The 24,372-nt window shown below is 73.0% G+C and carries 19 protein-coding genes; 7 read left to right on the top strand and 12 right to left on the bottom strand.

The genetic code is table 11. The features are described from left to right. Positions 1-154: 154 nt before the first annotated feature. The 5 genes from ABD331_RS45665 to ABD331_RS45645 all read left to right on the top strand — a co-directional run bounded on the left by ABD331_RS45665 (position 155) and on the right by ABD331_RS45645 (position 9,625). Complete coding sequence (locus ABD331_RS45665; RefSeq protein ID WP_344489990.1) at positions 155-2,605, top strand: hypothetical protein; 2,451 nt, start codon at positions 155-157, stop codon at positions 2,603-2,605. Positions 2,606-2,614: 9 nt separating this feature from the next. Then, a complete protein-coding gene (locus tag ABD331_RS45660; RefSeq protein ID WP_344489987.1) occupies positions 2,615-5,233 on the top strand; it encodes a hypothetical protein in 2,619 nt (872 codons plus the stop codon). Between the two features lie 138 nt (positions 5,234-5,371). Beyond that, positions 5,372-6,766, top strand: coding sequence for a DUF2201 family putative metallopeptidase (locus ABD331_RS45655; RefSeq protein ID WP_344489984.1), 1,395 nt, complete (start codon positions 5,372-5,374; stop codon positions 6,764-6,766). Between the two features lie 36 nt (positions 6,767-6,802). Then, on the top strand, positions 6,803-8,641 hold the full coding sequence (locus tag ABD331_RS45650) for an AAA family ATPase (protein WP_344489982.1): 1,839 nt from the start codon (positions 6,803-6,805) through the stop codon (positions 8,639-8,641). 300 nt (positions 8,642-8,941) lie between these two features. After that, positions 8,942-9,625: a flavin reductase family protein gene (locus ABD331_RS45645; protein WP_344489979.1), complete on the top strand. Its 684-nt coding sequence runs from the start codon at positions 8,942-8,944 to the stop codon at positions 9,623-9,625. A 311-nt stretch (positions 9,626-9,936) separates the two neighbouring features. Here the strand turns inward: ABD331_RS45645 and ABD331_RS45640 are convergent, their stop codons facing one another. Beyond that, a complete protein-coding gene (locus tag ABD331_RS45640) occupies positions 9,937-10,851 on the bottom strand; it encodes a zinc-binding dehydrogenase (RefSeq protein WP_344489976.1) in 915 nt (304 codons plus the stop codon). 237 nt (positions 10,852-11,088) lie between these two features. On the opposite strand from ABD331_RS45640, the gene ABD331_RS45635 reads away from it, so the two are divergent. Both ABD331_RS45635 and ABD331_RS45630 read left to right on the top strand, forming a co-directional pair. After that, positions 11,089-11,658, top strand: coding sequence for a TetR/AcrR family transcriptional regulator (locus tag ABD331_RS45635; protein ID WP_344489973.1), 570 nt, complete (start codon positions 11,089-11,091; stop codon positions 11,656-11,658). A gap of 88 nt (positions 11,659-11,746) precedes the next feature. Beyond that, on the top strand, positions 11,747-12,799 hold the full coding sequence (locus ABD331_RS45630; RefSeq protein ID WP_344489970.1) for an aldo/keto reductase: 1,053 nt from the start codon (positions 11,747-11,749) through the stop codon (positions 12,797-12,799). Between the two features lie 117 nt (positions 12,800-12,916). Here the strand turns inward: ABD331_RS45630 and ABD331_RS45625 are convergent, their stop codons facing one another. From ABD331_RS45625 to ABD331_RS45575, 11 genes are all read right to left on the bottom strand, one after another. Next, positions 12,917-14,476, bottom strand: coding sequence for an AMP-binding protein (locus ABD331_RS45625; protein ID WP_344489967.1), 1,560 nt, complete (start codon positions 14,474-14,476; stop codon positions 12,917-12,919). Positions 14,477-14,576: 100 nt separating this feature from the next. Continuing rightward, on the bottom strand, positions 14,577-15,719 hold the full coding sequence (locus tag ABD331_RS45620; RefSeq protein WP_344489964.1) for an NAD(P)/FAD-dependent oxidoreductase: 1,143 nt from the start codon (positions 15,717-15,719) through the stop codon (positions 14,577-14,579). A 2-nt stretch (positions 15,720-15,721) separates the two neighbouring features. Next, the gene (locus ABD331_RS45615; RefSeq protein ID WP_344489961.1) at positions 15,722-16,531 is read right to left on the bottom strand and encodes an ABC transporter permease; all 810 of its coding nucleotides are present in this window, start codon (positions 16,529-16,531) and stop codon (positions 15,722-15,724) included. After that, positions 16,528-17,403: an ABC transporter permease gene (locus ABD331_RS45610; RefSeq protein ID WP_344489958.1), complete on the bottom strand. Its 876-nt coding sequence runs from the start codon at positions 17,401-17,403 to the stop codon at positions 16,528-16,530. Before ABD331_RS45610 ends, ABD331_RS45615 begins: the two co-directional genes overlap by 4 nt. Then, the gene (locus ABD331_RS45605; RefSeq protein WP_344490140.1) at positions 17,364-18,440 is read right to left on the bottom strand and encodes an ABC transporter ATP-binding protein; all 1,077 of its coding nucleotides are present in this window, start codon (positions 18,438-18,440) and stop codon (positions 17,364-17,366) included. Before ABD331_RS45605 ends, ABD331_RS45610 begins: the two co-directional genes overlap by 40 nt. A 5-nt stretch (positions 18,441-18,445) precedes the next feature. After that, entirely contained in the window at positions 18,446-19,477 is a 1,032-nt protein-coding gene (locus ABD331_RS45600; RefSeq protein ID WP_344489955.1) for an ABC transporter substrate-binding protein, read from the bottom strand. Further along, complete coding sequence (locus tag ABD331_RS45595; protein ID WP_344489951.1) at positions 19,474-20,520, bottom strand: ABC transporter substrate-binding protein; 1,047 nt, start codon at positions 20,518-20,520, stop codon at positions 19,474-19,476. Before ABD331_RS45595 ends, ABD331_RS45600 begins: the two co-directional genes overlap by 4 nt. Next, on the bottom strand, positions 20,517-21,635 hold the full coding sequence (gene solA / locus ABD331_RS45590) for an N-methyl-L-tryptophan oxidase (RefSeq protein ID WP_344489948.1): 1,119 nt from the start codon (positions 21,633-21,635) through the stop codon (positions 20,517-20,519). The genes ABD331_RS45595 and solA overlap by 4 nt, the downstream gene beginning before the upstream one ends. 78 nt (positions 21,636-21,713) lie before the next feature. Beyond that, a complete protein-coding gene (locus ABD331_RS45585; protein WP_344489945.1) occupies positions 21,714-22,436 on the bottom strand; it encodes a GntR family transcriptional regulator in 723 nt (240 codons plus the stop codon). 81 nt (positions 22,437-22,517) lie between these two features. Then, on the bottom strand, positions 22,518-23,294 hold the full coding sequence (locus ABD331_RS45580) for an ABC transporter permease (RefSeq protein ID WP_344489942.1): 777 nt from the start codon (positions 23,292-23,294) through the stop codon (positions 22,518-22,520). A 5-nt stretch (positions 23,295-23,299) separates the two neighbouring features. Continuing rightward, entirely contained in the window at positions 23,300-24,319 is a 1,020-nt protein-coding gene (locus ABD331_RS45575) for an ABC transporter substrate-binding protein (RefSeq protein WP_344489939.1), read from the bottom strand. Positions 24,320-24,372: the final 53 nt, after the last annotated feature.

The raw sequence follows: 24,372 nt of genomic DNA, 5'->3' as shown, positions 1-24,372 counted from the left end.
GCCGTACCGGCTCGGGCCGCAGGAGAGCGAGCGGCTGTTCCTCCCGCTGCGCGTCTCCGCCCTGCCCGACTGGACCCACCCCCTCGCCTCGGCCGCGGACGTCCTGCGCCCCGCGCTCGCCGGCGCCCCGCTGCCCGGCGCCCTCGTCGAAGCGGTGCTGGCCTCGGGCGAGCCCGCCCAGCTCGGCCTCCTGGCCACCAACCAGCGGCTCCTGTCCGACAGGCCTGACCTGCGCGACCGGCTCGCCGCCACCGGCTGCGCCCCGGTCGCGCGGGTGATCCTGGGGCTGGAACACGCCCGGCAGGCCGCGTGGCCGCTGCGGGCCCGGCGGCGCGTCCTGGACTGCGCCGGGGGTGCGGGGTGGGTGGGGCCTGAAGGGGTGGCGACGGCGCTGCTGGCCACGTCCGACCCGGGGCGGCTGCGGGCCGCCGTGGGCTGTCCGGTGGCCGGGGTGGCTCGTGGCGTGCTGGTCTCCGTGGGCGGTGGGCTGACCCGGGCCGAGCAGTTGCGCGGGTTGCTGACCGTGCACGATCACGACGGCGGGCCTGTGGCGCTGCGGCTGCTGGACGGGGCTTCGTGGTTACGTCCGGTCGTCGCCGAGGTGGTGCGGGACGTTCTCGCCGCCGGTGACGCCGGGGCGCTGCGGAAGGCGACGGAGGTCGCCGAGGGCACCGATGGGCTGGTCGAGGAGCTGCTCGACGGCGGGTCGGCGGAGCGCGAGGAGCTTCTGGGGCTGCGTGACGAGGTGGACTGGGGGCTCGTGGCCGCCTCTTCGGGAATGTTCGACGAGGTCGCCGCCGGGGCGCTCGTCGCGCGGGCCGACTGTCCTGACTGGGTGCGGGATGAGCTTTATCGCGTGCACGGGGTGACGGTGGCGGAGCGGGCGGCGCGGGTGGACGCAGGGATGTTCGCCGTGATGCCGGGTGGGGCGCGCGCCGCCAAGGCGGTGGGGGTGGTGGCGCGGCGGGTGCTGGACGAAGGGTCCGGTGATGCGTCGGCCCCGGTGCTGCCTGCGATGGCGGTGCTGGAGGCGGCGCGGCCTGCGGCGGCGGTGCTGGAGGCGGTTCGGCAGCCGTCCGAAGGCGGCGGGCCTGGCTGGGAGGGGCTGGCCGGTGCGCTGGCGGCCCTGGTGGGTGAGCGGCTGGGCGAGGACGTGGAGGCGTGGCGGGCGGTGCGGGCCCGGCTGCCCCGGTTCGCCGGGACGGTCACCGAACTCCTGGCCGCGTCCGCTGGGAAGCAGGGCGCGTCAGGTGGCGCAGGACAGGCCGGTGGGTGGCCCGGTGGGAGCGCGATGCCGGAGGCGGAGCGCTCCACCACGGTCACCGGCGCCCGCTCGGCCTTCCTCACCCTCCTGGACGCCGCCCCCGCCCACGATGCCCTCCTCCCCCACCTCGACGACCGCACCGTCTGCGACCTGTTCGGCCACGGCCGGTGGCGTCCCGAGTGGATCGACCTCGCACTCTCCTCACCCGACCCCCGCCACCTGCGGGTACTGACGAACCGCGGCTCCCTCCCCACCGCCGCCATCGACGTGCTGATGCGCCTCGACGACCCCGCCGTCAACGCCCGCCTGTTCGTGCGGACCGGCGCCACCGCCCCGCAACGCGAGCGCCTGCTGTCCGGACGCCCCTTCAACGCCCCCGGCCCGCTCCCCCTGGACCCTGACATGGTCGAGGAGCTGTCGCGGCGTGCGGCGGGGTGGCGCGGGCGCGACGCGGTGGACTGCGCCGACCTGGAGCTGCAGCGGCACATCCTGCGCCACGTCCGGGTCCGCGGCATCGTCCCGCAGTTGCGCATGATGCTCAACCTGTGGGAGCGGCACGGCGCCGACCAGGTGACCAACCTGCTGGACGACGAGCCGCAGGCCGTCGCCCACACCCGCAAGGTCATCCGCCGCGAGGTCCGCGCCTACCTCACCAAGCTGCTGGCCGCACGCGACCGCGACGCCGCCCTGGCCAGGCTGCGTGCCAGGGTCGCCGAGGGCGAGACCGCCCAGTGGCAGATCGCCGCGCTGCGCGAGCAGGAGCACTCCGGCAACGAGCTGTTCAAGGAGGCGCAGCTGTGGCACTGGGCGGACCTGCTCGCCGAACACGCCCGCGACCCGCTGCCTGGCGTGGCGCTGAACGGCCTCGCCAGGATCCCCGAATGCCCCGAGGAGCTGCGAGCCCAGGCCGCGCTGCACGGCTACGACCAGGCTCCGCGGAAGGTTCTCGACGCCCTGGCGGCCGGGACGACACCGCAGGAGCTGCTGCGCGGCGGCCCGATCAACAGTGACGTCGTGACCTGGGTGCACCAGGCGACCAAGGCGGGGCAACTCACCTGGGACGAGGTGCTGGAGTGCGCGCGGCCCGCCCGCAGGGTGCTGATGGTCTGGGGCGGCGAACGGCTGCGCGACCCGCTCACCTCCCTCGTCCGCGCCTGCCTCGACCCCGCCCCCGAGGCGTGGGTGCTGGCGCTGCGCATGCTGCCCGACTTCACCGGCTCGGTCGCCGAACTGCTGCGCACCGCCGCCACGGCCACCGGCGTCGTCCTCCCCCACGGAGCCGTCCTCCCCCACGAAGCTGTCCTCGCCCACGGCGTCGTCCTCGCCCACGGAACGGAGTGAGCCCCCGCCATGGCGAGCATCTACCGCTGGAAGGAAGTCCGGCCGCTGATCGAGGCCGCCGCCATCGACGACTGGTCCCGGCCGCTGTCCGGGGCGGGCGAGCTGCTGACGGGCCAGCTCCTGCACGGCAGCGCCCTCCCTGACGGGCTGCTGGAGTGCGCGATCGGGCAGCGCGAGCCGGACTTCCTCGACGCCGTCCTGCGCAACGAACACGTGCACGCGGACCCGGCCCTGCTGGACCGGATCGCGGGGCTCGCCCTGGCGGGCGACATCCGGCCGCTGGTGGGGCCGCTGCTGGTGCGGCCGGTCATGGTGAGCCGGGCCGAGGTACGGGAGCGGCTGGCGGAGACCGGGCACCCCCGGGTCGCTGATGAGGCGCATGTCCCTGGGGGCACGGGCTGGAGTTACCGGCTGCGCCGCAAGGTGCTGGCCGCGGCCGGGCCGGGTGAGGCGGTTCGTCAGGCGTGGAAGCTGCTCGGGCACAAGGGCTGGGTGTCCGCCGCCGACCAGCTCTACGCTCTGCTCGTCCTGCACGAGCACGGGGAGCGCCTGGCCGACGTCGCCACCGACCGGCTGCTGCCCGGGGTCGCCGAGGTGCTGCACCCGTTCGACGGCGGGGACCGGCTGCGAGCGGCTGCCGAGCGGGCCATGGGCACCGAAGGCCTCATCGCGGAGCTGCACGCCCCGATCCAGCCGGGCCAGCCCAGCCACCACATCTCCCTGGCGACCAGAGAGCCCCTGGACTGGCCGGCCCTGACCGCCGCCGCACGCGACACCATGTTCCCGAAGGACGCCGCCGCGTCGGTGGCCGCCCACCCCGGCTGCCCTGACGACCTGCGCGACCTCCTCTACACGCGGCATCCGGCGGCGGTCGCCGAGCACGCCGCCCACCTGGACATGGACCTGCTCGCGGCGCCATGCCCCAAGCGCAGCCGCGCCAAGGCGGTGCGGACGCTGATCCAGCGCGGCCTGGGCCGGGGCATCGGCGGCGCCGCCCTGGCCGTGGACGGCGCCCCGGCCGTCGCGGTCCTGGAGGCGATGCGGGCGCGGCCCGGGGAGCCGGGGGCGGCGCGGGCGGAGTGGGAGGCGTTCGCCAAGGTGCTGGCGGGGCTGGTGGAGGAGCGGCTCGGGGATGACGTCCGGGCCTGGCGGTCGGCGCGCGCCCTGCTGGGCGGCTTCGCTGGCACCGTGCCCGAGCTGCTCGCCGAAGCCGCCGCTCTTCCTGCGCCGCCGGCCGAAGCCGCCGCACTTCCTGCGCTACCGGCCGAAGCCGGCACCGTTCCTGAGCCGCTCGCCGAAGCCGCCACCGTGCCCGAGCTCCTCGCCGGAGCCCCCGCCGTTACTCGCCACGCTCCGGAAACCCAGTGGCCGGACGCCGCCGACCACCCCCTCACGTCCTCTCCCTCCTCCCTCTCGGGCGCGCGAGCCGCGTTCGTGACGCTGCTGGACGTCGCCCCCGACACCGCCCACGCCGCCCTGCTCCCCCACCTCGACGCCCGGACCACCCACGACCTGTACCGCTTCTGCGCCTGGCGGCACTCCTGGCCGGCCCACGCGGCCACCGCGTCATCCGGCCGAGCACCCGCCGCAGACCCGGCGCTCCCGGCGCGCATCCTGGCCGCACGACCGGGCCTGCCGGTGGACGCGATCGAACGGCTCCTGGACGTTCCGGACCCCGAGGTGCTCACCACCCTGTTCTGGCACCACGCCACCACCGGCGACCAGCGCGCCCGCATCATGTCCACCGCCGCCGAACCCCTCCTCGCCCAGCTCGACCGTCTCGTCAACCTGCCCGACCACGCGCAGGGCTGGCAGCTCGGCGACCTCTATGCCTGCCCCTCCCCCGACCTGTTCCTGCGCGCCCTCAAGGAGGTGTTCGTGATCGGCCGCGTGCCGCAGCTCGAACTCTTCCTCCACGTCTGGCGCACCTGGGGCCCCGCCCAGGTCACGGCGATGCTCTCCCGCTCCCCGGTCACGTACTCGACCTACGACGGATCGCGCGACGAGATCCGGGACCTGCTGGCCCTGCCCGACCGCGCCGCCGCGCTGGCCGAGCTGCAGGCGCGGGTGGCCGAGGGGCTGAGCGCGCGGGGACAGATCGCGATGTGGCGCGGGCGCAAGGATCGGGCCGCGATGGTGAAGGAGACCCATCGATGGCACTGGGCCGAGCTGCTGGCGGAGCACCGCCGCGAGCCGTTCCACAGCGATCTCGTCGGGCTGCTGCCCCGCCTGCCCGACTGCCCCGACGAGTTCCGGCGCGAGGCCCGTACGGTGCTGCTGAGCTGGGAGGGCAAGCCGTACCGGCAGTTGATGGCGGGTGTCCCGGCCGCGGAGGTGCTCGCCGAGTCCGACGCCGACCACCTTGACTCCATGGGACGCGAGTGGCTGCCCCAGGCGATACGGCGGGGCCGCGTCACGTGGGCGGAGGCCCTGGAGCACGCGCGTCCAGCGAGGGCCGTGCTCCACCAGATCGGCGAGGACGAGCAGGGGCGCGCGGCGCTGGCCCTGCTCATGGACGGCACGCTCAGGGGCAGCGCGGACGCCTGGCTGCTGGCCGTGTCCATGGTGCCGGACTTCACGGGGACGGTGGCCGAGCTGCTGCGTACGGCGGGCTTGGCGGCGGGCTGAGCAGCCCAGGCCGCGGCGGGCTGGGAGGCGCGGGCCGGGGTGGGAATTTCGTGTCGTCGCCCCACTCCGCACTGGCCCGGGTTTGTCGGTGGCGATCGATAACGTGCCGCTACAACGGAACACACGAAGGGGGGACACGTGGCCACTGCGACCACCCGCGGGCGCGTCATCGACCTCACCGACCGGCGCGCCCTGGCCGCCCACACCCCCGCCGACCCGGAGGTGATCGAACGGGCGCGGCGGTGGAAGGAGGCCGCGCTGCTCGACTTCGGCATCAAGGACAGCGTGGTCGCCTCGTGGCTGTACGCCAAGTGCCACCACCAGATCCCGACGACGGCCGTGCCCACGGCGGCGGTCGTGGCCTCGGGCGACGGCACGTGCCTGCTCCTGTACAACCCGGTCTTCTTCGACGGCCTCGGCGTCCAGGGCGTCAAGTTCGTGCTGTACCACGAGGCGCGCCACCTCATCCAGCGCCACCTTTACGTGGACGAGACGCTGCGCGCCGACCCGGTGTTCACGCTGGCCACCGAGGTGAGCATCAACCACGTGGTGCTGGCCCGGCTGGGCAGGCAGAAGCTGCCGCGCACCCCGGAGGGCGGCAGCACGGGCGTCGATCCGCGCGAGGTGCACCGCGCCTACACCGAGGATCTGCGCGGGCAGGGTCTGCAGCCGCTGCCGTACGACGCGTTCGTCCGCACCGACCTGTCGATCTACGGCGAGCTCAAGCGCATGGCCGACCCGCCCGTGCCGGAGCCGGTCTGCGTGCATCTGGGCGAGGGCGTCCCGGTGGACACGGAGACGCTGGCGGGGGTCACCAAGGACGTGCTGGCCGAGGTGATGCGGCAGGCGCTGGGCGGCAACGAGCAGGCCCGCGCCGAGCTGCTGGAGCTGGCCGGGCGCACCGAGGGCGGCGGCGAACGGCTGGAGCGCCTGTGGGGTGACCTGGGCCTGGCGGCGCTGCGGGGTGAGACGCCGCGCACCCGGCGGGTCGAGTGGTGGAAGCGGTGGCTGGCCGACACGCTGGCCTCCAAGCTGCGCGAGGGCGAGCGCCTGGTCTATCCGAAGAAGCTGGGCGCGGTGCTGCTGTCGCTGGGGCACGAGCCGATGTTGTCGCGGCGCGGGCCCGAGCGGGTCAAGGTGGTGCTGGTGGCGTTCGACACCTCGGGTTCGATGCCCGACGCGGTGGTGGAGTGGCTGACCACGCTCGTCGGGCGGACCGACGGCGTGGAGACGCACTGGCTGAGCTTCGACGGCGAGGTGATGCCGTTCGTGGCGGGCGAGCGGGTGCTGGGCGGCGGCGGCACCAACTTCCAGAACGTCGTCGACTACGCCGAGGGCCGGCTGCAGGTGGCGGGGCGGGCGTTCGAGCACCGGCCCGACGCGGTGATCATGGTGACCGACGGTTATGCGCCGGCGGTCACGCCGTCCGACCCCGGCCGGTGGATCTGGCTGATCACCGACGGCGGCAGCACCTGGCCCGAGACGCACAACCCGCCGATGGCCTGCCACCGGGTCACGACCGGCGAGCGCTGACCCCCCTTTCGACTTCGAGAACGGAGACGTCCCCGCGTGACCACCACGACCGTGGCCGAGTGGAAGCCGAACGCCACCTACCCCGACCCGCCGGAGGTGGGTGATCGCTCGCGGCTGGAGCGGTTCATCGACGCGATGCTGGCGATGGGGCAGACCGGGCAGGTCTTCGGCGAGCACGGCATCGGCAAGACCTCGACGTTCCTCTCGTACATCCCGCGCGCCCATCCGGGCACCGAGGTGGTGCTGGTTCCCGCCGCCAACCTGACGCCCGACGACCTGCTGGTCAACGCGCCCGTCCGGGGCGAGCGGGGCGAGCTGGCCCTGCAGCAGCTCATCATGCGCCAGCTTCGGCCGGGCCGGCCGTTCGTGCTGCTGATCGACGACTCGCTGCAGGCGGGCGACACGATTCAGTCGCAGCTCATGCAGGTGGCGTGCAACTGGACGCTGGGCGAGCACGACCTGCGCGCGCTGGGGTGCGTGGGGGTGTTCCTGACGGACAACGAGTCGGTGGCCGAGACGAGCGCGCGCCGTACCGACCTGGCCGTGCTCGATCGCATGGTGACGCTGCGCATCACCGCCAACGACACCGCCTGGCGGCGGCACTTGGCGTCCCGGCATCCGGACCGGGATCTCACGGAGGTGTTCAGGGTCTGGGCGGGGCTGGGGCCGTACCTGCGGCATCTGCTGTCGCCGCGCACGCTGGAGCACGTGCTCGCCTGCGCCCGTGAGGGCTTTCCGCTGCGGTGGGGGCTGCCGCTGCTGAACGGCTCCCGCGTCGCCCTCGCCGAGCCGGGGGCCGACGGGTCGCCCGGCGCCGACCGTACGGACGAGATCCTCGACCGGATCGCGGCGGCGGCGGGCGCGGCCAACCCCGGCCGGATCGCCGACCCGGTGCGGCGCATCCTGCGGGCGGCGGTCCGCAACCGGTGGGCGGTGCTGCTGCAGGGGCCGCCGGGCTGCGGCAAGACGGAGATCACCAAGCAGGTCGTGGCCGAGGAGATCGGGCGCCCGCCGGTCTACTTCTCGCTGCCCGTCACCAACGTCGAGGACCTGTGCGTGCCCATCCCGTCCCCTGACGGCACGCTGGACGTGCTCATGACGCGCTCGCTGCTGAGCCCCGACCCCAAGGTGCTGGTCTGGGATGAGTACAACCGGCCGAAGGACAAGTCGACGTTCGCCAAGCTGATGGAGGTCACCCAGGAGTGGACGCTGGCGGGGCGGCCCATCCCGGGCCTGCGCGCCCAGGTCGCCCTGCAGAACCCGCCCTACCACCTGGGCCGCAAGCTCCTCGTCAGCTCCAACAACGTGGCGCAGGCCAGCCGCTTCACGGTCAGCTACGAGGTGCGCCCCGACGACATCCCGGCCAACCAGTGGCTGATCGACACCTACGGCCAGACCGCGGAAGTGGTCCTGGAGTGGTGGAAGAACGACATCGACGACGAAGGCCGCGAATGGGTCACCAAACGCACCCTGGAACGCCTGATCAAACTCCACCAGGTGGGCGAGCCACTGGAGACGGGCCTGATCTACCTGGGTGAGGGCGAGTACGCGCCCATCCCCCTCGCTGGCCTGCGCCACCGGCTGTCGGGCCGCCGTGCGGTCGGCATCCGCGACCTGGCCGCCGAGGCGGACGCCTGGGAGGCCCGCCTCGCGGCGGCCGGGCGGCACGACGAGGGCACCGCCGACTCCGACACCGTTCACCAGATCTTCGCCAACGCGGAGGTGTCGCAGTTGCGCGAGCACCTTGAGGTGGTGGCGCGGTTGCTGCCGTACCTGCCGCCGAAGTTACGCGCCACCTACCTGGTCGGGCAGTCGGAGGACAAGCAACGCCTGTGGGTGGACGCCTTCGCCATAATGGCCGCCCGCGCCAACTGACCACCCCTCACGGGACCACCTCTCATGGGGGACACCACCTCTCACGGAACACCACCCCTCACGGGGGCCACCCCCCATGGCAGGCCGCCCCCACAGGGCGTCACCCCCCACAGGGCGTCACCCCGCACGGGGGACCCCTCACGGGAGGCTCCTCTCATGGGAGGCCACTCCTCATGAGGGCCGCCCCTCGCGGAACCGCCACCTTCACGAGGCACCACCGCTCGCGGGAGGGCGCCGACGCGAACGGGAGGTCCGAACTCCGCCAGCGCGCGGCGGGGCCAGGCACGAGAGTTGTCACCCATGAACGACAACACTGTGGTGCACGAACACGTCCGCATCGAGCCGAACATCCTCTACTTCGGCACCCCGGTCGTGCTCATCTCGTCGTCCAACGAGGACGGCACCCCCAACCTGGCCCCCATGTCGTCGGCGTTCTGGCTGGGCTGGCGCGGCATGCTGGGCCTCGGAGCCAGATCGAAGACGGCCGCGAACCTGCGCAGAACCCGCGAATGCGTCCTCAACCTCCCCTCCGACGCCCTCGCGGCGGCAGTGGACCGCCTTGCGCTCACCACGGGCTCCGACCCGGTGCCGGAACGCAAGTACGAGCGCGGGTACCGCCATGTGACCGACAAGTTCGGCCACGCGGGGCTGACGGCCGTGCCTTCCGAGGTGGTGACGCCGCCGCGGGTGGCCGAGTGCCCGGTCGCCATGGAGTGCGTGGTGGAGGCGGTGCACCCGGTGGCCGATGGGGGCACGCTCGCCTTCGAGGTTCGGGTGGTGCGGGTGTGGGCGCATGAGGAGATCCGGCTCGCCGGGACTGACGATCATGTTGATCCCGATGCTTGGCGGCCGTTGATCATGAGCTTTCAGAAGCTTTATGGGCTTGGGGGGCAGGTGCATTCGTCGCGGTTGGCCAGCATTCCCGAGCGTCTGTACCGGACTGCGGACCTTGACCGGGCCCGCTCGGACGCGCCCGTGTCGTAGGGCCGCTGCGCCGAGCGGGCTCGCCTGGCCGCCCCCATGCCCTGGGTCGTAACGCCGAACGGCACCGCCGGATGCGCCCGCACTCGCACAGTCGCGCCGCCGACCAGGCCCGCTCGGAGCCCCCTGTTGCCGCAGGCCGTTGGCAAACGTATCCGCAGGCAGACGGAGCAGGCAGGTGGGGGCAGGCAGGTGGGGCAGGCGAGCGCATGCCGGGCGGCGGGCGGGGGTGCCAGATGGTGGGCAGGCGTCAGACGGGCGGGTGCCGGGCGGCGGGCGGGCGTCAGACGCGGGTGCCGGGCGGCGGGCGGGTGTCAGGCGGGCGAGGCCACGTCCAGGACGGCCTTGCCCGCGACGCGCCGCTCCAGCAACGCCTCCGCGGCCTCGGCGATCCGGTCCCAGGATCCGCGCCAGCCGATCTCCGACGACAGCCGCCCCGCCGCCGCGAACCCGAGCAACGTCCCCAGATCCGGCCCCACCTCATGCACGTCACCGAACGTGCTCATCGTCTTGGCCGCCCCGACGAAGAACAGCGAGTACGGCTCGAACACCGCCGGTTCGTCCGACGCCCACCCGATGTTCTGCACGCTCCCACCAGCCGCGAGAAGCTGCCAGGCGGCGACGAGCTGGGGCCCGCCCACGTTGTCCAGGATCAGGTCGACCGGCCGTTCGATGCCCTCCAACCCGACCACCACCTCATGGGCCCCCAGCTCGGCCAGCCCCTCACCGCGCGCCGCGGATCCCACGGACGCGATCACGTGAGCACCGCCCAGCGCGGCGAGTTGCACCGCGTACCGTCCGACGCCGCCCGCGGCGCCGGTGATCAGCACCCGCCTTCCCAGGATGTCCCGGGTACGCAGCGTGCGCAGCGCGGTGACGCCGGCCATCGGAAGCGCGGCGGCGTCGGCGAGGTCCACCGCGTCGGGTACTTCGGCGACCGCGGTGGTGTCCACGGCCATGCGCTCTGCCCAGGCCCCGGCCCCGAACGCGGCCACCCTGGCGCCCGCCTTGGGCCCGCTTCCGTCGGCGGCGGCGCGGACGACGACTCCGGCGGCGTCGTAGCCGTGGACGGTTCCGGCGGGGCGGCGGCCCGCGAAGGCGACCTCGCCGCGGTTGAGGGAGATGTGGTGGACGGCGAGGAGGAGCTGGTGGGGCTGGGGGGTGGGGTCGGGGGCCGGGCCGAGGCGGAGGGAGCCGGGGGCGTCGGGGGTGACGAGGAGGGCGTGCATGTGTGGTCGTCCTTCTATGGGGAGGGATGCGGACTGTCAGTCCGCTTGGCTGGACGGTAGCATAATCGGACCGACAGTCCGCAACCGTCTTGCGAGGGTTTCATGGCCGGACGCCGCTCCGACGGCATCAAGAACGCAGCGAGAGCCGCCGCCGGTCCGGAGCGCGTCACGCCGACCGAACGCACGCCAGGAGCCGGACGAGCCGCACCGGCCAAGCGCGCCGCACAGAACGAGCGCGTGGAACGGGTTGAACGGGCCGATGCGGCGCGTAACCGGCAGGCCGTTCTGCGCGCCACCGAGCAACTGCTGGCCGAGGGCGGCGGGGACCATGTGTCGCTCGATCGGGTCGCCGCGCTGGCGGGGGTGGGCAAGGGGACGGTGTTCCGGCGTTTCGGAAGCCGGGCAGGTCTCCTGCAGGCGCTGCTCGAAGAACGTTCGCGCGAACTGCGGGAGGCGATCGCGAGCGGCCCGCCGCCCCTCGGCCCCGGCGCGCCCGCCCGCGACCGCCTGCACGCCTTCCTCGACGGGCTCGGCGCGATCGCCGAGGGCAACACCGTCCTACTGGCGGCGCACGAGCAGGCGTGCGCGGAGGACAAGTACGACGACCCCAGCTACCGGTTGTGGCACGGCCACCTCACCACCCTGTTCGCCGCCGAACGCCCCGACCTTGACGCCGGCTTCCTGGCCCACGCCTTGCTGGCGGTCTTCGACGGCGACCTGATCCGGCATCTGACGACGCCCGGCGACCCTCGCCGCTTCACCCGTTCCGTACAGGAGATGGCGACAGCCCTGCTCGGGCCGGCCTGACGCACCAAGCCAACCCCTAATGAAACAAAAATTCCATTAGCGTGCTATCGTTCTTAACGGGAAATAAGACCCGGTAAAGGATGGGATCATGGAATATCGCCAGTTGGGTGCGTCCGGTCTGAAGGTGCCCGCGCTGAGTTTCGGCGCCGGAACGTTCGGCGGCCGGGGCGAGTTGTTCGGCGCCTGGGGCAACACGGACGTGGCAGAGGCCAGACGCCTGGTGGACGTGGCCATCGAGGCGGGGGTGACGATGTTCGACACCGCCGACGTCTACTCCGACGGCGCGTCCGAGGAGGTGCTCGGCCAGGCGATCAAGGGCCGCCGCGACGAAGTGCTCATCTCCACCAAGGCCGGCCTCCCCACGGACGACACCCCGAACGGCGCCGGCACCTCGCGCCCGCGCCTGATCAGGACGGTGGACGACGCGCTGCGCCGGCTGGGCACCGACCACATCGACCTGTTCCAGTTGCACGCCTTCGACGCGGCCACCCCGGTCGAGGAGGTGCTGTCCACGCTGGGCGACCTGGTCTCGGCCGGCAAGCTCCGGTACGTGGGCGTGTCGAACTTCTCCGGCTGGCACCTCATGAAGTCGCTGGCGGCGGCCGACCGGCACGGCTACCCGCGCTACGTGGCCCACCAGGTCTACTATTCGCTGATCGGCCGCGACTACGAGTGGGAGCTGATGCCCCTCGGCCTCGACCAGGGCGTCGGCGCGCTGGTGTGGAGCCCGCTCGGCTGGGGCCGCCTCACCGGCCGGATCCGTCGCGGGCGTCCGCTCCCCGAGGGCAGCCGCCTGCACCGCACCGCCGCCTACGGGCCGCCCGTGGACGACGAGCGGCTGTACGCGGTGGTGGACGTGCTCGACGAGCTCGCCGAGGAGACCGGGCGGAGCGTTCCGCAGATCGCGCTCAACTGGCTGCTGAGCCGCCCGACCGTGGCCTCGGTCATCATCGGCGCCCGCAACGAGGAGCAACTGCGCGAGAACCTGGGCGCCGTCGGCTGGTCGCTCACCCCCGGCCAGGTGGCCCGCCTCGACGCCGCCAGCACCGTGACGGCCGCCTACCCCTACTACCCGTACCGGAGCCAGGAGGGGTTCGCCCGTGTGAACCCGCCGATCGAGCGTCTCATCCACCAGGGGTGACGCGTTCCGGCGGGCGTTCCAGGGGCTCTCCGCTCGTCCAGAATCGGAGGACAAGGCCGGAAGCGACGGTCAACGTGCTGGGGGTGCGGCGATCTGGGTGAGTCGAGGCATGCGGGTTCAGCCCCGTACGAGCCGGTCCCGGTCCACCTTGCCGGTCTGGTTGCGCGGTACGGACGCCACGAACTCGACATCGCGCGGCACCTTGAACCCCGCCAGCTCCTCCTTGACCGCCCGCCTGAGCCCGTCCGCCGACAGCCGGGCCCCGTCGTCCGTCACCACGTAGGCGGTCAGCCGCTGCCCGTACTCCTCGTCCGGCACCCCCAGCACGGCCACGTCCGCGACGCCGGGGACGCGGGCGAGCACGTTCTCCACCTCCTGCGGGAACACGTTCTCGCCACCGGAGACGATCATGTCGTCGTCGCGGCCGTCGATGAACAGCAGGCCCCGCCTGTCCCGATGACCGAGGTCGCCCGTGGCCAGCAGCCCGTCAGGCCCTGTCCCGGTCCGGGTTCCGGCTCCGAAGGTGAGGCCGCCGCCGACGAGCACCCGGCCCACCTCGCCGGCCGGTTGCTCGCGTCCGTCCGGGCCCGCGATGCGCACGGTCGCTCCGCGCGGGGGGCGGCCGACGGTGCCGGGGGCGGCGCGCAGCTCGGCCGGGGTGGCGAGGGCGGCCCAGCCGGCCTCGGTGGAGCCGTAGAGGTTGTGGAGGACGTCCCCGTAGGTGTTCATGAACGCGGTGGCCAGGTCCGGACGCAGTGCCGAGCCGCCGGAGACCACTGCCCGCAGGTGCGGAAGTGGGCGGGGGTCGCAGGTCAGGAGGCGTTTCAGCATCACCGGTACGGCGACCAGCGCCCCGGCGCGGTGCCGGTCGAGGGCGTCGAGGACGGACTGCGGGTCGAAGCGGCGCATGAGGACGACCGGGCAGCCGAGTACGAGCGCGGCGGCGTACCAGAGGAGCCCGAGCCCGTGGAACAGCGGCGGCGCGATCAGCATCGGCTCGCCGCTCCGGATCGGCACGGTGGCCAGCATCGACAGGAACGGCTCTGCCACGGCGGCCGGGGAGAGCCGTCGCGGCGCGCCCTTGGGGACGCCGGTGGTGCCGGAGGTGAGCAGGACCAGCCGTCCTGGCCGGCGGGGTGCCGGCGCCGTGGCCGAGCCGTTCTCCTTGATCAGCTTGTCCAGGTCGCCGGTCCGGGGGCCGTCGAAGCCGACGTGCGGGAGGGCGGGGTCGGCGATCAGGGCGTGGACGGCTTCGCGCCGCAGCACGTCGCGCAGGCGCGGCCCGGCCAGGCCGGTGTTGAGGAGCAGCAGGTCGGCGCCCAGCCGGGACACCGCCGCGACGGCCTCGGCGAAGCCGCGGTGGTTGGGCCACATGACCGCCACCGTGTGGCCGGGGCCGAGGCCGAGCCGGTGGTGCAGGGCCGAGGCCAGTGCCGCGGCGCGGGCGTCGAGTTCGGCGAAGGTGAGCGTGCCGTCCTCGTCCAGCACGGCGGGGCGGTCGGGCCAGCGGGCCGCGGCGGCGGCCAGCCCCGTGGCGGGGGTGAGGTGGAAGTGCCGGTACGCCTCCACGACGCGGGCCAGCGCCGAGGGGTGCACCGGGGCGAGCAACCCGTTGCGGGCCAGGGCGGCGGCGGCACCCAGACCGAAGCCGCCCAGGTCGATCAGCCTTCCGAACATCAGCGCACCAGGTCCTTCCACACGCGAGGCAGGAGGTACGCGTACCCGGACAGACCGTGCCGCAACCCGGCCCGGAGCCCGCCCGTGTCTCAGCCCCAGGTCACTGCTGCCCGGGCCGCCGGGCCGCCACCGGCGCGGGCCCCGCCGTCCCGTCCCGGAACCGCCCCGGCCGGAAAGCCCTCAGCAGCCCGGACTCCTCCCCGAACACCTCCCCCGCGACCTCCTCCATCAGCAACGGCGCCAGCGTGACCCCGCTGTGCGTGGCCACCGTGTAAACCCGCCGCTCCGCATCGGCGAACCCCGCCACGGTGAGCCCGTCCCCCGGCATGGCCCGCTGCCCCACCACGGCCCGCTCCACCACGGCCCCCTCGGTGGCACGCAACACGCCAGGCAGCAACGCCATGATCTCTGCGAGGACCGCTTCGGGCACGGGCGAGGCGGGGTCGGCGAGCCCGTCCAGGGGCAGCGACTGCAGCAGCAGCCGCCCGCCCCCGTCCGGCCGCAGGTTGAGCGCCGCCGTGGTGAGGACGCGCGACAGCCGCGCGGGCACCGGCGAGGTGGTGACGAGGAAGCCGTTGGTGACGGTGCCGGACACGGCCGGGTCCAGCATGGGGACGGTCGCCCCCGCCATGGCGGCGACGTGCTGCGTCCACCGCCCGGTGCAGGTGACGACGACGTCGCCGGCGAAGGTGCGCCCGTCGGCGACGGTGACCTTCGCCCCGGACGCGGACGTCTCGACGGCGGTGACCTCGGCGCCGCACTCCAGGGTGGCGCCGCCGTCGCGGGCCTCGCCGAGCAGCCGGCCGAGCAGGCGCAGCGGCTGGACGTAGGCCTCGCCGGGGAAGAACACGTACTCGGTGCCGGGGGGCGGCGGCACGAGGTCGGGTTCGAGGGCGAGGGCGCGGCGGGCGGTGACGCGTTCGACCGGGTATCCCATGCCGAGCAGCCGGGTGACGCGGGCGTCCAGGAGCTGCTTGTGCTCGTCGGTGACGGCGCATTCGAGGTTCCCTGTGGGGAAGAACCAGTCCCCGGGGAGCTGGTGGTGGGCCCAGACGGCGGCGTGGTTGAGGTCGAAGTACGCCTGGGGCGTCTTGTTGTTGGCGTTGATCCAGGCGACGGAGGTGGAGCTGGTGCCCGCGCCGGGGGTCCGCGCCTCCAGCACCGTGACCTGGGCGCCGCGCCGGGTCAGTCCGGCCGCGACCGCGGCTCCGACGACTCCCGCGCCGATGACGACGACTCGCACGCTTAGCTCCTTTCCTGGGTGTCGGCGCCGAACAGCTTGGCGACGCCGACGAAACGTTCGATGACGACGACGGCGACCACGGCGAACAGCACCATGAGGGTGCCGATGGCGGTGACCGTGGGGTCGTAGTCGTACTGCATGTAGTTGAAGATCCGTACGGGCAGCGTCTGCAGGTCGGTGGTGACGACGAACAGCGCGACCGTCAGGTCGTCGAAGGAGGTGATGAACGCGAAGAACGCGCCGCCGATCAGCGCCCCGCGCACGGCGGGCAGGGTGACGTGCCAGAACACCAGGAACGGCGGCGCGCCGAGCCCGGCGGCGGCCTTCTCCGCCGACCGGTCCAGGCCAGCGAGGCCGGCCAGGACGAGCCGCACCGCGTACGGGACGGTCAGCACGAGGTGGGCCAGCAGCAGCGTGAACGGGCTGGAGGCCAGCCCCATCTGCGCGAACCACTGCAGCAGCCCGATGCCGAGCACGATGGTGGGCACGGCGAAGGCGCTGGACAGCACCGCCTCCAGTGCGGCCCTGCCGGGGAAGCGGTGGCGGTGGATGGCCAGGCCGCCGGCCAGCCCGACCACGGCGGAGACGGCCGCGGCGGCCAGCGCCACCCCGGCGCTGAGCGCGAACGACGACAGGAACTCGGGCTTGGCGAACACCTCGCCGTACCAGCGCAGGGTGATGCCCTGCGGCGGGAACGTCACGTAGGAGGTGGCGGTCAGCGAGGATGCCACGGTGACGGCGACGGGCGCGATGAGGAACAACCCGACGAGCGTCGCGAACGCGGCGCCGAGCACCCGGGTCAGGCGGGTCATCCGAACACCACCTCGCCGTTGCCGCGCCGTAGCAGCCGCGAGTAGCCGAGCAGCAGCCCGGTGGTGACGACCACGAGCACGAACCCGATGGCGGCGGCGTACGGCCAGTCGAGGGTGGTGGTGGCCTGCGTGTAGACGAAGTACGGCATGAGCTTCACCTTCGGCCCGCCGAGGATCGCCGGGGTGACGAAGCTGGAGGCGGTCAGGCTGAACACGATCATCGCCCCGGCGAGCATGCCGGGCGCCGACAGCGGCAGCGTGATCCGCCAGAAGCAGGTCCAGCCGGACGCGCCGAGCCCCTTGGCGGCGGGCACGAGGGTCGGGTCGATCCTGTCCAGGCTGCCCATCAGCGGCAGCACCATGTACGCGAGCATGACGTGCACCATGCCGATCAGCACGGCCGTGTCGTTGTAGAGCAGTTGCGGCGGGGTCAGCCCGAGCCAGGAGATGACGGCGGCGACGGGCCCGTTGGGGCCGAGCACGACCAGCCAGCCGTAGGCGCGGATGACCATGCTGATGAGCAGCGGCGACAGCAGGAGCAGCGCCAGCCAGTTACGCACCCGGGCGGATCGGCCGCGCAGGTAGAGGGCGAACGGGTAGCCGACGAGCAGGCAGCCGACGGTGGTGAGGGCGGCGACCTTGAGCGTGTTCCACAGCACGTCCCGGTAGAAAGGGTCGCCGAGGAAGCGTTCGTAGTTGCCGAGGGTGAAGGCTCCGGTCTGCGTCCTGAAGCTGTTGGCCACCAGCGTGAACAGCGGCGCCACGAACAGCAGCGCGAAGATGAGCGCGGCGGGCAGCGCGAGCAGCAGCCCTGTGCGCCGGCGGGGGCGGCTCAGCCGCGCGCCGCCAGCGAGGCGTCCGACGGCCGCCATGAGCAGGTCACCTCCTCGCCCTCTCGCGGCACCCTGGCGTCGTACGGCAGCGCCGCCGTCACCTCTCCGGCGGGGGTGGCCACGACGCAGCGGATGCGGGAGCCGAGGAAGCGGGTCTCGCGGACGGTGCCGCGCAGCCCCTCACCGTCGGGTCCGACCCTGACGACCTCGGGCCGCACGTACACGCGGACGGCGGCGCCCGTGGCGGGCGGCTCGCCGACGGGGGTGGCGGTGACCGGCTGTCCTGCGACCTCGCACCGGCCTTCGCCGAGCGCGGTGCCGTCGAGGGCGTTGACCTCGCCGATGAACTGGGCGACGAAGTCGGTGGCGGGCCGCAGGTAGATCTCCTGGGGCCGGTCGAGCTGGTGGATGACGCCGTCGGCCATCACGGCGATGCGGTCGGAGACGGCGAGGGCCTCCTCCTGGTCGTGGGTGACGAGGATGGCGGTGGTGCCGATGCGGCGTTGCAGCGCGGCGACCTCGTCGCGCAGCCGTACCCGGAGCTGGGCGTCGAGGTTGGAGAACGGCTCGTCGAGCAGCAGCAGGTCGGGCTGGATGACGAGGGCCCTGGCGAGGGCGGCGCGCTGCTGCTGGCCGCCGGAGAGCTGGCGCGGGTGCCGCCCGGCCATGCCGTCGAGGCCGACCAGCTCCAGCATGCCGGCGACGCGGCGTTTGCGTTCGGCGGCGCCGATCTTGCGCATGCGCAGCCCGAAGGCCACGTTGTCGGCGATCGTCAGGTGCGGGAACAGGGCGTAGGACTGGAAGACCATGCCCATGGAGCGGCGGTGCGGCGGGACGGCGGTGACGTCGCGGCCGTCCACCTCGATGAGGCCGCCGTCGGCGGTGAGGTGCCCGGCGATCATGTTGAGGGTGGTGGTCTTGCCGCAGCCGGACGGGCCGAGCAGGGTGAGGAACTCGCCCGGCTCGGTCTCCAGGTCCACGGCGGAGACGACCTCCTTGCCGCCCAGCACCTTGCGCACGCCGTTCAGGCGCAGCCGCCCGCGCCGCACGGCGGTGCCGGCGGACGGTTCTGTCATGGTGGTCACTGCTCGACCTCCTTGGTCCACCGGTCGGTCCAGGCGGCGCGGTTGCCGTTGACGTCCTTCCAGTCCAGCGGCGTCATCCCGGCCGCCTGCTCGGGCCCGACGACCCGCTGGGCGAGGGCCGCGTCGAGGGTGGCGTCGGTGACGGTGGGCCCGTCGTAGCCCTCGGCGGCCAGCTTCTGCTGGATGGCCGGCTCCAGCAGCGCGTTGACGAACTTCTGCGCCAGGTCGGCGTGCGGCGCCTTGGCGACGACGTTCGCGGTGGCGAGCAGCGGGATGGCGCCCTCCTCCGGGTAGGCGAACTTGATCGGGAAGTTCTTGTCGGCGAGCGTCTCCACCCGCGACCCGCCCCACACGCTGGCGACGGCCTGCCCTTGCAGGAAGTAGTTGGACACGTCGGCCGTGGTGTCGAAGGTGAAGGCGTTCGCGGCGACCTTCTTGACGCCCGCGAAGCCCGACTCGACCGTGCCGTCGCCCTCGCGGGCGGCCAGCATGAGCGCGCCGACGCCGTAGGTGTTGCTGATGGACGGCAGCACGACCTTGCCCTTGAGCTTGGGGTCGGCCAGGTCGGACAGCTTCCTGGGGGCGGGCAGCCCGTTGTCGGCGTACCACTTGCTGTTGTACGCCAGCCCGGTCGCGGTCATCGCGAACCCGACGCCGACGTCCCCGGGCAGCCGGGCCACCTTCTCCACCTTGGCCAGCCGGGTGACGGCGGCCGGGTCGAGCGCGGCCAGCAGCCCGGCCTCGGCGGCCTGCGCCTGCGGCCCGTCGTCGATGAGCGCGACGTCGATCTGCGGGGCGTCCTTCTGCGCCTTCAGCTTGGCGACGGTGTCGGTGGAGCTGCCGGCGATGTAGGTGACCTGGCAGCCGCACGTCTTCTCGAACTCCGGCAGCACGGCCTGCTCGAAGGCCTGCTGGTACGAGCCGCCGTACCCGGCCACCACGAGCTTGCCCGCCGAGGCGGTGGGGGCGGGCGGGGCGCAGGCCGTCAGGGCGAGGAGGGCCAGCGCCGCGGCGAGCAGCCTTGTCATGAGGTCTCGATCTCCTTGTTCCAGCGGTCCGTCCACGCGGAACGGCTCTTGTTGATCGCCGCCCAGTCGAGTTTGCGCAGCTCACCGGCCCGGTCCTGGCCGACGACCTGGGCGGCGAGCCCGGGGTCGAGCTGGACGCCCTTGACGGTCGGGCCGTTGTAGTTGGACTCGGCCATGGCCTGCTGGGCCGACGGCTCCAGCAGCGCGTTGACGAACTGCTGGGCCAGGCCGGGGTGCGGCGCCTTGTTCACCACGTTGACGGTGGCGATCAGCGGCAGCGCGCCCTCCTCCGGGTAGACGAACTCGATCGGGAAGCCCTTCTTGGCCAGCATCTGCACGCGGGAGTTGCCCCACACGCTGGCGACGGCCTGGCCTTGGAGGAAGTAGTTGGACACGTCCGCGGTGGTGTCGAACGTGACGGCGTTCGCGGCGATCTTCTTGACGCCCGCGAAGCCGGGGTCGATGCGGTGCTCGGAGCCGCCGCCGACCTTGGCGGCGATGAGCAGCGCGCCCAGCCCGTACGTCTGCGTGATGGACGGCATCACGAGCTTGCCCTTGAGCTTGGCGTTCTCCAGGTCGGCCAGCCGGGTGGGGGCGGGCAGCCCGTTCTTGGCGTAGTAGTCGGTGTTGTAGGCGATGCCGGTGGCGTTGAGCGAGAAGCCGACGCCGACGTCGCCGGGCAGCCGGGCCAGGTCGATGACGTTGCCCAGGTTGGTGACCGTTTTGGGGTCGAGGGGGGCGAGCAGGCCGGCCTCGACGGCCTGGTTCTGCACGCCGTCGTCGATGAGGGCGACGTCGATCTGCGGGGCGGCTTGCTGGGCCTTCAGCTTGGCGACGGTGTCGGTGGAGCTGCCAGCGATGTAGGTGACGTCGCAGGAGCAGGTCTTCTCGAAGGCGGGGATGACCGACTGTTCGAACGCCTCCTCGTACGAGCCGCCGTACCCGGCGATGACCAGCTTGCCGGGCGCGGCGGCAGGGGTGGGCGCGGCGCAGGAGGTGAGGACGAGGGCTCCGATGGCTAGGGAGAGGGGTCTGGGGTTCATGGCGACCTCCGAAGGGGGCGATCGGGGGCGAGGTGGTCGATGTCGCGCGTGGTGGTACCGGTCTCGATGAGGTCGGCGGCGATGTCGCCGAAGACGGGGGCCAGCTTGAAGCCGTGGCCGCTGAACGCGGCGGCGATCACGATGCGGCCCTGACGGCCGAGCAGGCCGTGCCCGTCGGGGGTGAAGGCGTCGGCGAAGGTGGCCACCCGGATGGGGTCGGGCCGCAGGCCCGGCAGCGTGGCGGCGACGGCTTCGGCGACCTGCCTGACGTACGCGACCGGCGCGGAGCGTTCCAGCGCGTCGGGCGAGTCGAGGTCGCGCCACGGGACGTGCAGGTTGACCTTGACACCGGCGCCGTCCATGGCGGGGAAGCAGGAGTAGGCGGGCTCGCCGACGCGGATGGCGATCGGGCAGCGCCCGGGGGCGAACAGGGTCTCGTCGCGGCGGGGGAACCAGGTGGAGGTGATGGCCTTGGCGGCGATGGGCGCGTCGGGCAGCAGCCGCCTCGCCCAGGGTCCGGGGGCCAGGACGGCGTGGGTGAAGCGGTGCTCGCCGCCGTCCTGCGTCACGACGGTCACGCCGGCGGCGTCCTGGCGCACCTGCCGGACGGGGGTGTAGCGGTGGATGCGGGCGCCGGCCCGTTCGGCGGCGGCAGCGGCGGCGACCACGGCGGGCTCGGGCCGCAGGTAGCCGGCGTCGGGGTCGGCCACCATCACCTCGCCGTCGCGCAGCGGATGCTCGGGCACCCGCTCGGCCGCGTCGCGGCCGGTCAGCACCTCCACCGGCAGGTCGTGGGCGCGGGCGGCGGCCAGCACGGCCGTCACCACGGGGTGCTCGCGCGGGCCGACCGTGACGCCGCCGACGGGCGTCAGCAGCCGGCGTCCCGCGCTCAGCTCCAGCTCGGCCCACAGGTCGCGGGCCTCGCGCAGCAGCGGCACGTACTGGGGGCCTTCCTTGTACGCGGTGCGGAAGATCCGCGACTCGCCGCCGGAGGCGCCCCGGTCGTGGCCGGGCGCGTAGGCGTCGAAGCCGACGGCCGGGATGCCGCGCGCGGCCAGCCGCCACAGGGCCATCGAGCCGACGGCGCCGGTGCCGACGACGGCGACAGAGGTCATGATCCGCTCCTTTTCGGGCATGGCTGGGGACCGTGGCGCCCGGAGGCGCGACGGGTGGGGTGGTCCGATGGGAACCGGTCAGGAGCCGCTCAGGTCGGTCTCCACGTAGAAGCGTTCGCCGCCGGGCGGCACGATCTCCTCCAGGAGCTCGGCGATCTCACCGCGGCGGGTCCAGGTCTCGCGGGTCCAGCGGAAGACGGGCGTGCCCGCGGGCAGCCCGAACAGCTCCGCCTCGGCCTCGCCGAGCGCGTACGGCTCCACGTAGAGCCTGGCGCGGACCAGCTCGACCCCGCGGTCGCGCAGGTAGGCGTGGCTGGTCAGGGGCGCTAAATCCTGGTCGAGCAGGTCGGGGGCCAGCCGGAAGGGCAGCACGTGCAGCTCGGTGTTGCTGACCCTGCCGTCCGCGGCGAGCTTGTGGCGCTCCATCTGGACGACCGCCTCCTCGTCGGGCACGCCCGGCAGCCGCAGGCGCGCCGCCCGCGCGGGCAGCACCTCGGCCGAGACGACCCGGTGGTCACCGTGCGTCTCCGGCCCCTGGATGAGCAGGCCGGTGAAGCGCAGCAGGTTGTGCTGTCCGACCGCCTGGGCGACGAAGCTGCCGCGTTTGCGGAAGCGGACGATGAGCCCGGCGTCGGCGAGGTCGCGCAGGGCCCGCTGCACGGTGATGCGCGAGACCTCGAACTCCTGGCAGAGCTCGACCTCGGTGGGGATCCGGGTTCCCGGCCCCCACTGGCCGCTTCTGATACGTGCCTCCAGCGCCCTGCGGATCTGCACATGAAGCAAGAGGTCACGTTCTGACATGACAAAATACTCGTCGTGGCGATTAGTCATGTCAATAGGGGATTAGATATAACTTATCGGCGTTTATCGTGGTGAGAGGGCTCAGCGGACGGCCGCCGTCTCCCGTACCCACGGCAGCAACAGCCGCTCGGCCAGCACCAGCGCGTAGAACAACGCGATGCTCATGACGCCCAGCAACCCGATCGCGGCGAACGCCAGCGCCGTGTCCGAGCTGCCGCCCGCCTGCACGATCACGAAGCCCAGCCCCGCGTCCCCCGCGCTGAACTCCCCGATCACCGCCCCCACCGACGCCAGCGGCATCGCCACCTTCAACCCCGTGAACACCTGCGGCAACGCGCCAGGGAAGCGGATCTTGACGAACGTCTGCCACCGCGGCGTGTCCAGCGACCTGGCCAGCTCCACCAGCTCAGGCGGCGTCGAGGCCAGCCCGCCCGCCACCGACAACACCACAGGGAAGAAGCACACCAGCAGCGCCATCACCACCTTCGGCTGCTGGCCGAACCCCATCCACACCACCAGCAGCGGCGCCAGCGCCACCTTCGGGACCGCGTTGAAGGCCACCAGCAGCGGATAGAACATCAGCTCCGCCACCCGGAACGCCGCGATCAGCATCCCGATCACCAGCCCGCAGCCCACCGACAGCACGAACCCCAGCACCGTCTCACCCAGCGTCACCACCGCCTGCTCCAGCAGGTAGTCCGGGATCCGCAGGAACGCCGCCACCACCTCACCCGGCGACGGCAAAACGATCTCCGGGATCGCGAACGCCGACGCCACCAGCGCCCACGCGCCGACCGCGACGACCACGCCCAGCGTGGACCAGCCCGCCGCAGTCAGCGCGTCCCGGCCGCGCTCCACCCGCCTCAGCCCTTGGGCACCAGGTCGAACGACACCACCGAGTCCGGCGTCAACGGCTCCTCCAGCGCCCCGGCCGTGCTCAGCGCCGTGATCGCCCGCTCCACCCGCTCCCTGCTCATCGTGCCCATCGGCGCCCCGCCGTCCGGGCGCACGTACGACGCCATCAGCGTCAGCTCGGCGGCGGCCACCTCGGCGTTCTGCGTAGGCTGCTTCGCGACCAGGATCTTCGCCGCCTCCTGCGGATGGTCCACCGCGTACGCCAGGCCCTTGAGCAGCGCCCCGGTGAACCTCCTCACCAGATCCGGCTGGCCCCCCGCGACCTTGGCGGAGGTCGTCACCGCCGAGCCGTACAGGTCGGTGATGACGTCCCCGAACGGCAGGACCGTGACCTCCTTGCCCTTGGCGGCGTTGCTCACCGTGGGCTGGCCGACCACGTACTGGCCGATCGCGTCCACCTGCCCCGAGGCCAGGTTCGCGGCGAGCTGCGCCGGCTCCAGGCTGACCCACTTCACCTTCGACGCGTCCACCCCGGCCAGCCGGGCGTAGCTGGGGAACATCATGCTGATCACCGACGACGCGGCGTCGGCCACCGTCTTGCCCTCCAGGTCCTTCGGACCGCTGATCCCGCTGCCGTCCAGCGCCATCAGCGCGGCCAGCGTGCGCTGGTGCAGCGCCGCCACCGCGACCGCGCCCTCCGCCTTGCCCCCGGCGGCGCTGATCAGCGTGGCCGTGAAGTCCACGGCGGCGAACTGCGCCCGGCCGCCGAGAACCGCGGCCAGGTTCTCGCCGCTGCCCTTGCCGGGCTGCACGGCGACCTCCAGACCCGCCTCCTCGAAGAAGCCCTTCTCCTGCGCGACGTAGACATAGGCCTCCCGGCCGAACGCGCCGAACCCGGTCACCCACGTGACCTGATCGGCCGCCTGCCGGGACGGCGACGGCTCCTGCGCCCCCGAACCGCAGGCGGCGGGGAGGAAGGACGTCGCGACCAGAACGGAGATCGTGATGACGCGCGGCAGTCGCCTCATGCCCCAGATCATGACGGACCCTGCGCGGCGGTCAATATGTTCCGGCCCGCCAC

The organism is Nonomuraea monospora, assembly GCF_039531895.1.
Lineage (GTDB): Bacteria > Actinomycetota > Actinomycetes > Streptosporangiales > Streptosporangiaceae > Nonomuraea > Nonomuraea monospora.
Note: the sequence above shows the minus strand (reverse complement) of the source record. Positions and strands in the feature narration are given on the sequence as shown.

Bases quoted from the DNA above. Each gene is read 5' to 3' on its own strand.
- ABD331_RS45660 (WP_344489987.1), top strand. From the start codon at position 2,615: ATGGCGAGCATCTACCGCTGGAAGGAAGTCCGGCCGCTGATCGAGGCC.
- ABD331_RS45645 (WP_344489979.1), top strand. From the start codon at position 8,942: ATGAACGACAACACTGTGGTGCACGAACACGTCCGCATCGAGCCGAAC.
- ABD331_RS45640 (WP_344489976.1), bottom strand. From the start codon at position 10,851: ATGCACGCCCTCCTCGTCACCCCCGACGCCCCCGGCTCCCTCCGCCTC.
- ABD331_RS45630 (WP_344489970.1), top strand. From the start codon at position 11,747: ATGGAATATCGCCAGTTGGGTGCGTCCGGTCTGAAGGTGCCCGCGCTG.
- ABD331_RS45625 (WP_344489967.1), bottom strand. From the start codon at position 14,476: ATGTTCGGAAGGCTGATCGACCTGGGCGGCTTCGGTCTGGGTGCCGCC.
- ABD331_RS45615 (WP_344489961.1), bottom strand. From the start codon at position 16,531: ATGACCCGCCTGACCCGGGTGCTCGGCGCCGCGTTCGCGACGCTCGTC.
- ABD331_RS45610 (WP_344489958.1), bottom strand. From the start codon at position 17,403: ATGGCGGCCGTCGGACGCCTCGCTGGCGGCGCGCGGCTGAGCCGCCCC.
- ABD331_RS45605 (WP_344490140.1), bottom strand. From the start codon at position 18,440: ATGACAGAACCGTCCGCCGGCACCGCCGTGCGGCGCGGGCGGCTGCGC.
- ABD331_RS45600 (WP_344489955.1), bottom strand. From the start codon at position 19,477: ATGACAAGGCTGCTCGCCGCGGCGCTGGCCCTCCTCGCCCTGACGGCC.
- ABD331_RS45595 (WP_344489951.1), bottom strand. From the start codon at position 20,520: ATGAACCCCAGACCCCTCTCCCTAGCCATCGGAGCCCTCGTCCTCACC.
- solA (WP_344489948.1), bottom strand. From the start codon at position 21,635: ATGACCTCTGTCGCCGTCGTCGGCACCGGCGCCGTCGGCTCGATGGCC.
- ABD331_RS45585 (WP_344489945.1), bottom strand. From the start codon at position 22,436: ATGTCAGAACGTGACCTCTTGCTTCATGTGCAGATCCGCAGGGCGCTG.
- ABD331_RS45575 (WP_344489939.1), bottom strand. From the start codon at position 24,319: ATGAGGCGACTGCCGCGCGTCATCACGATCTCCGTTCTGGTCGCGACG.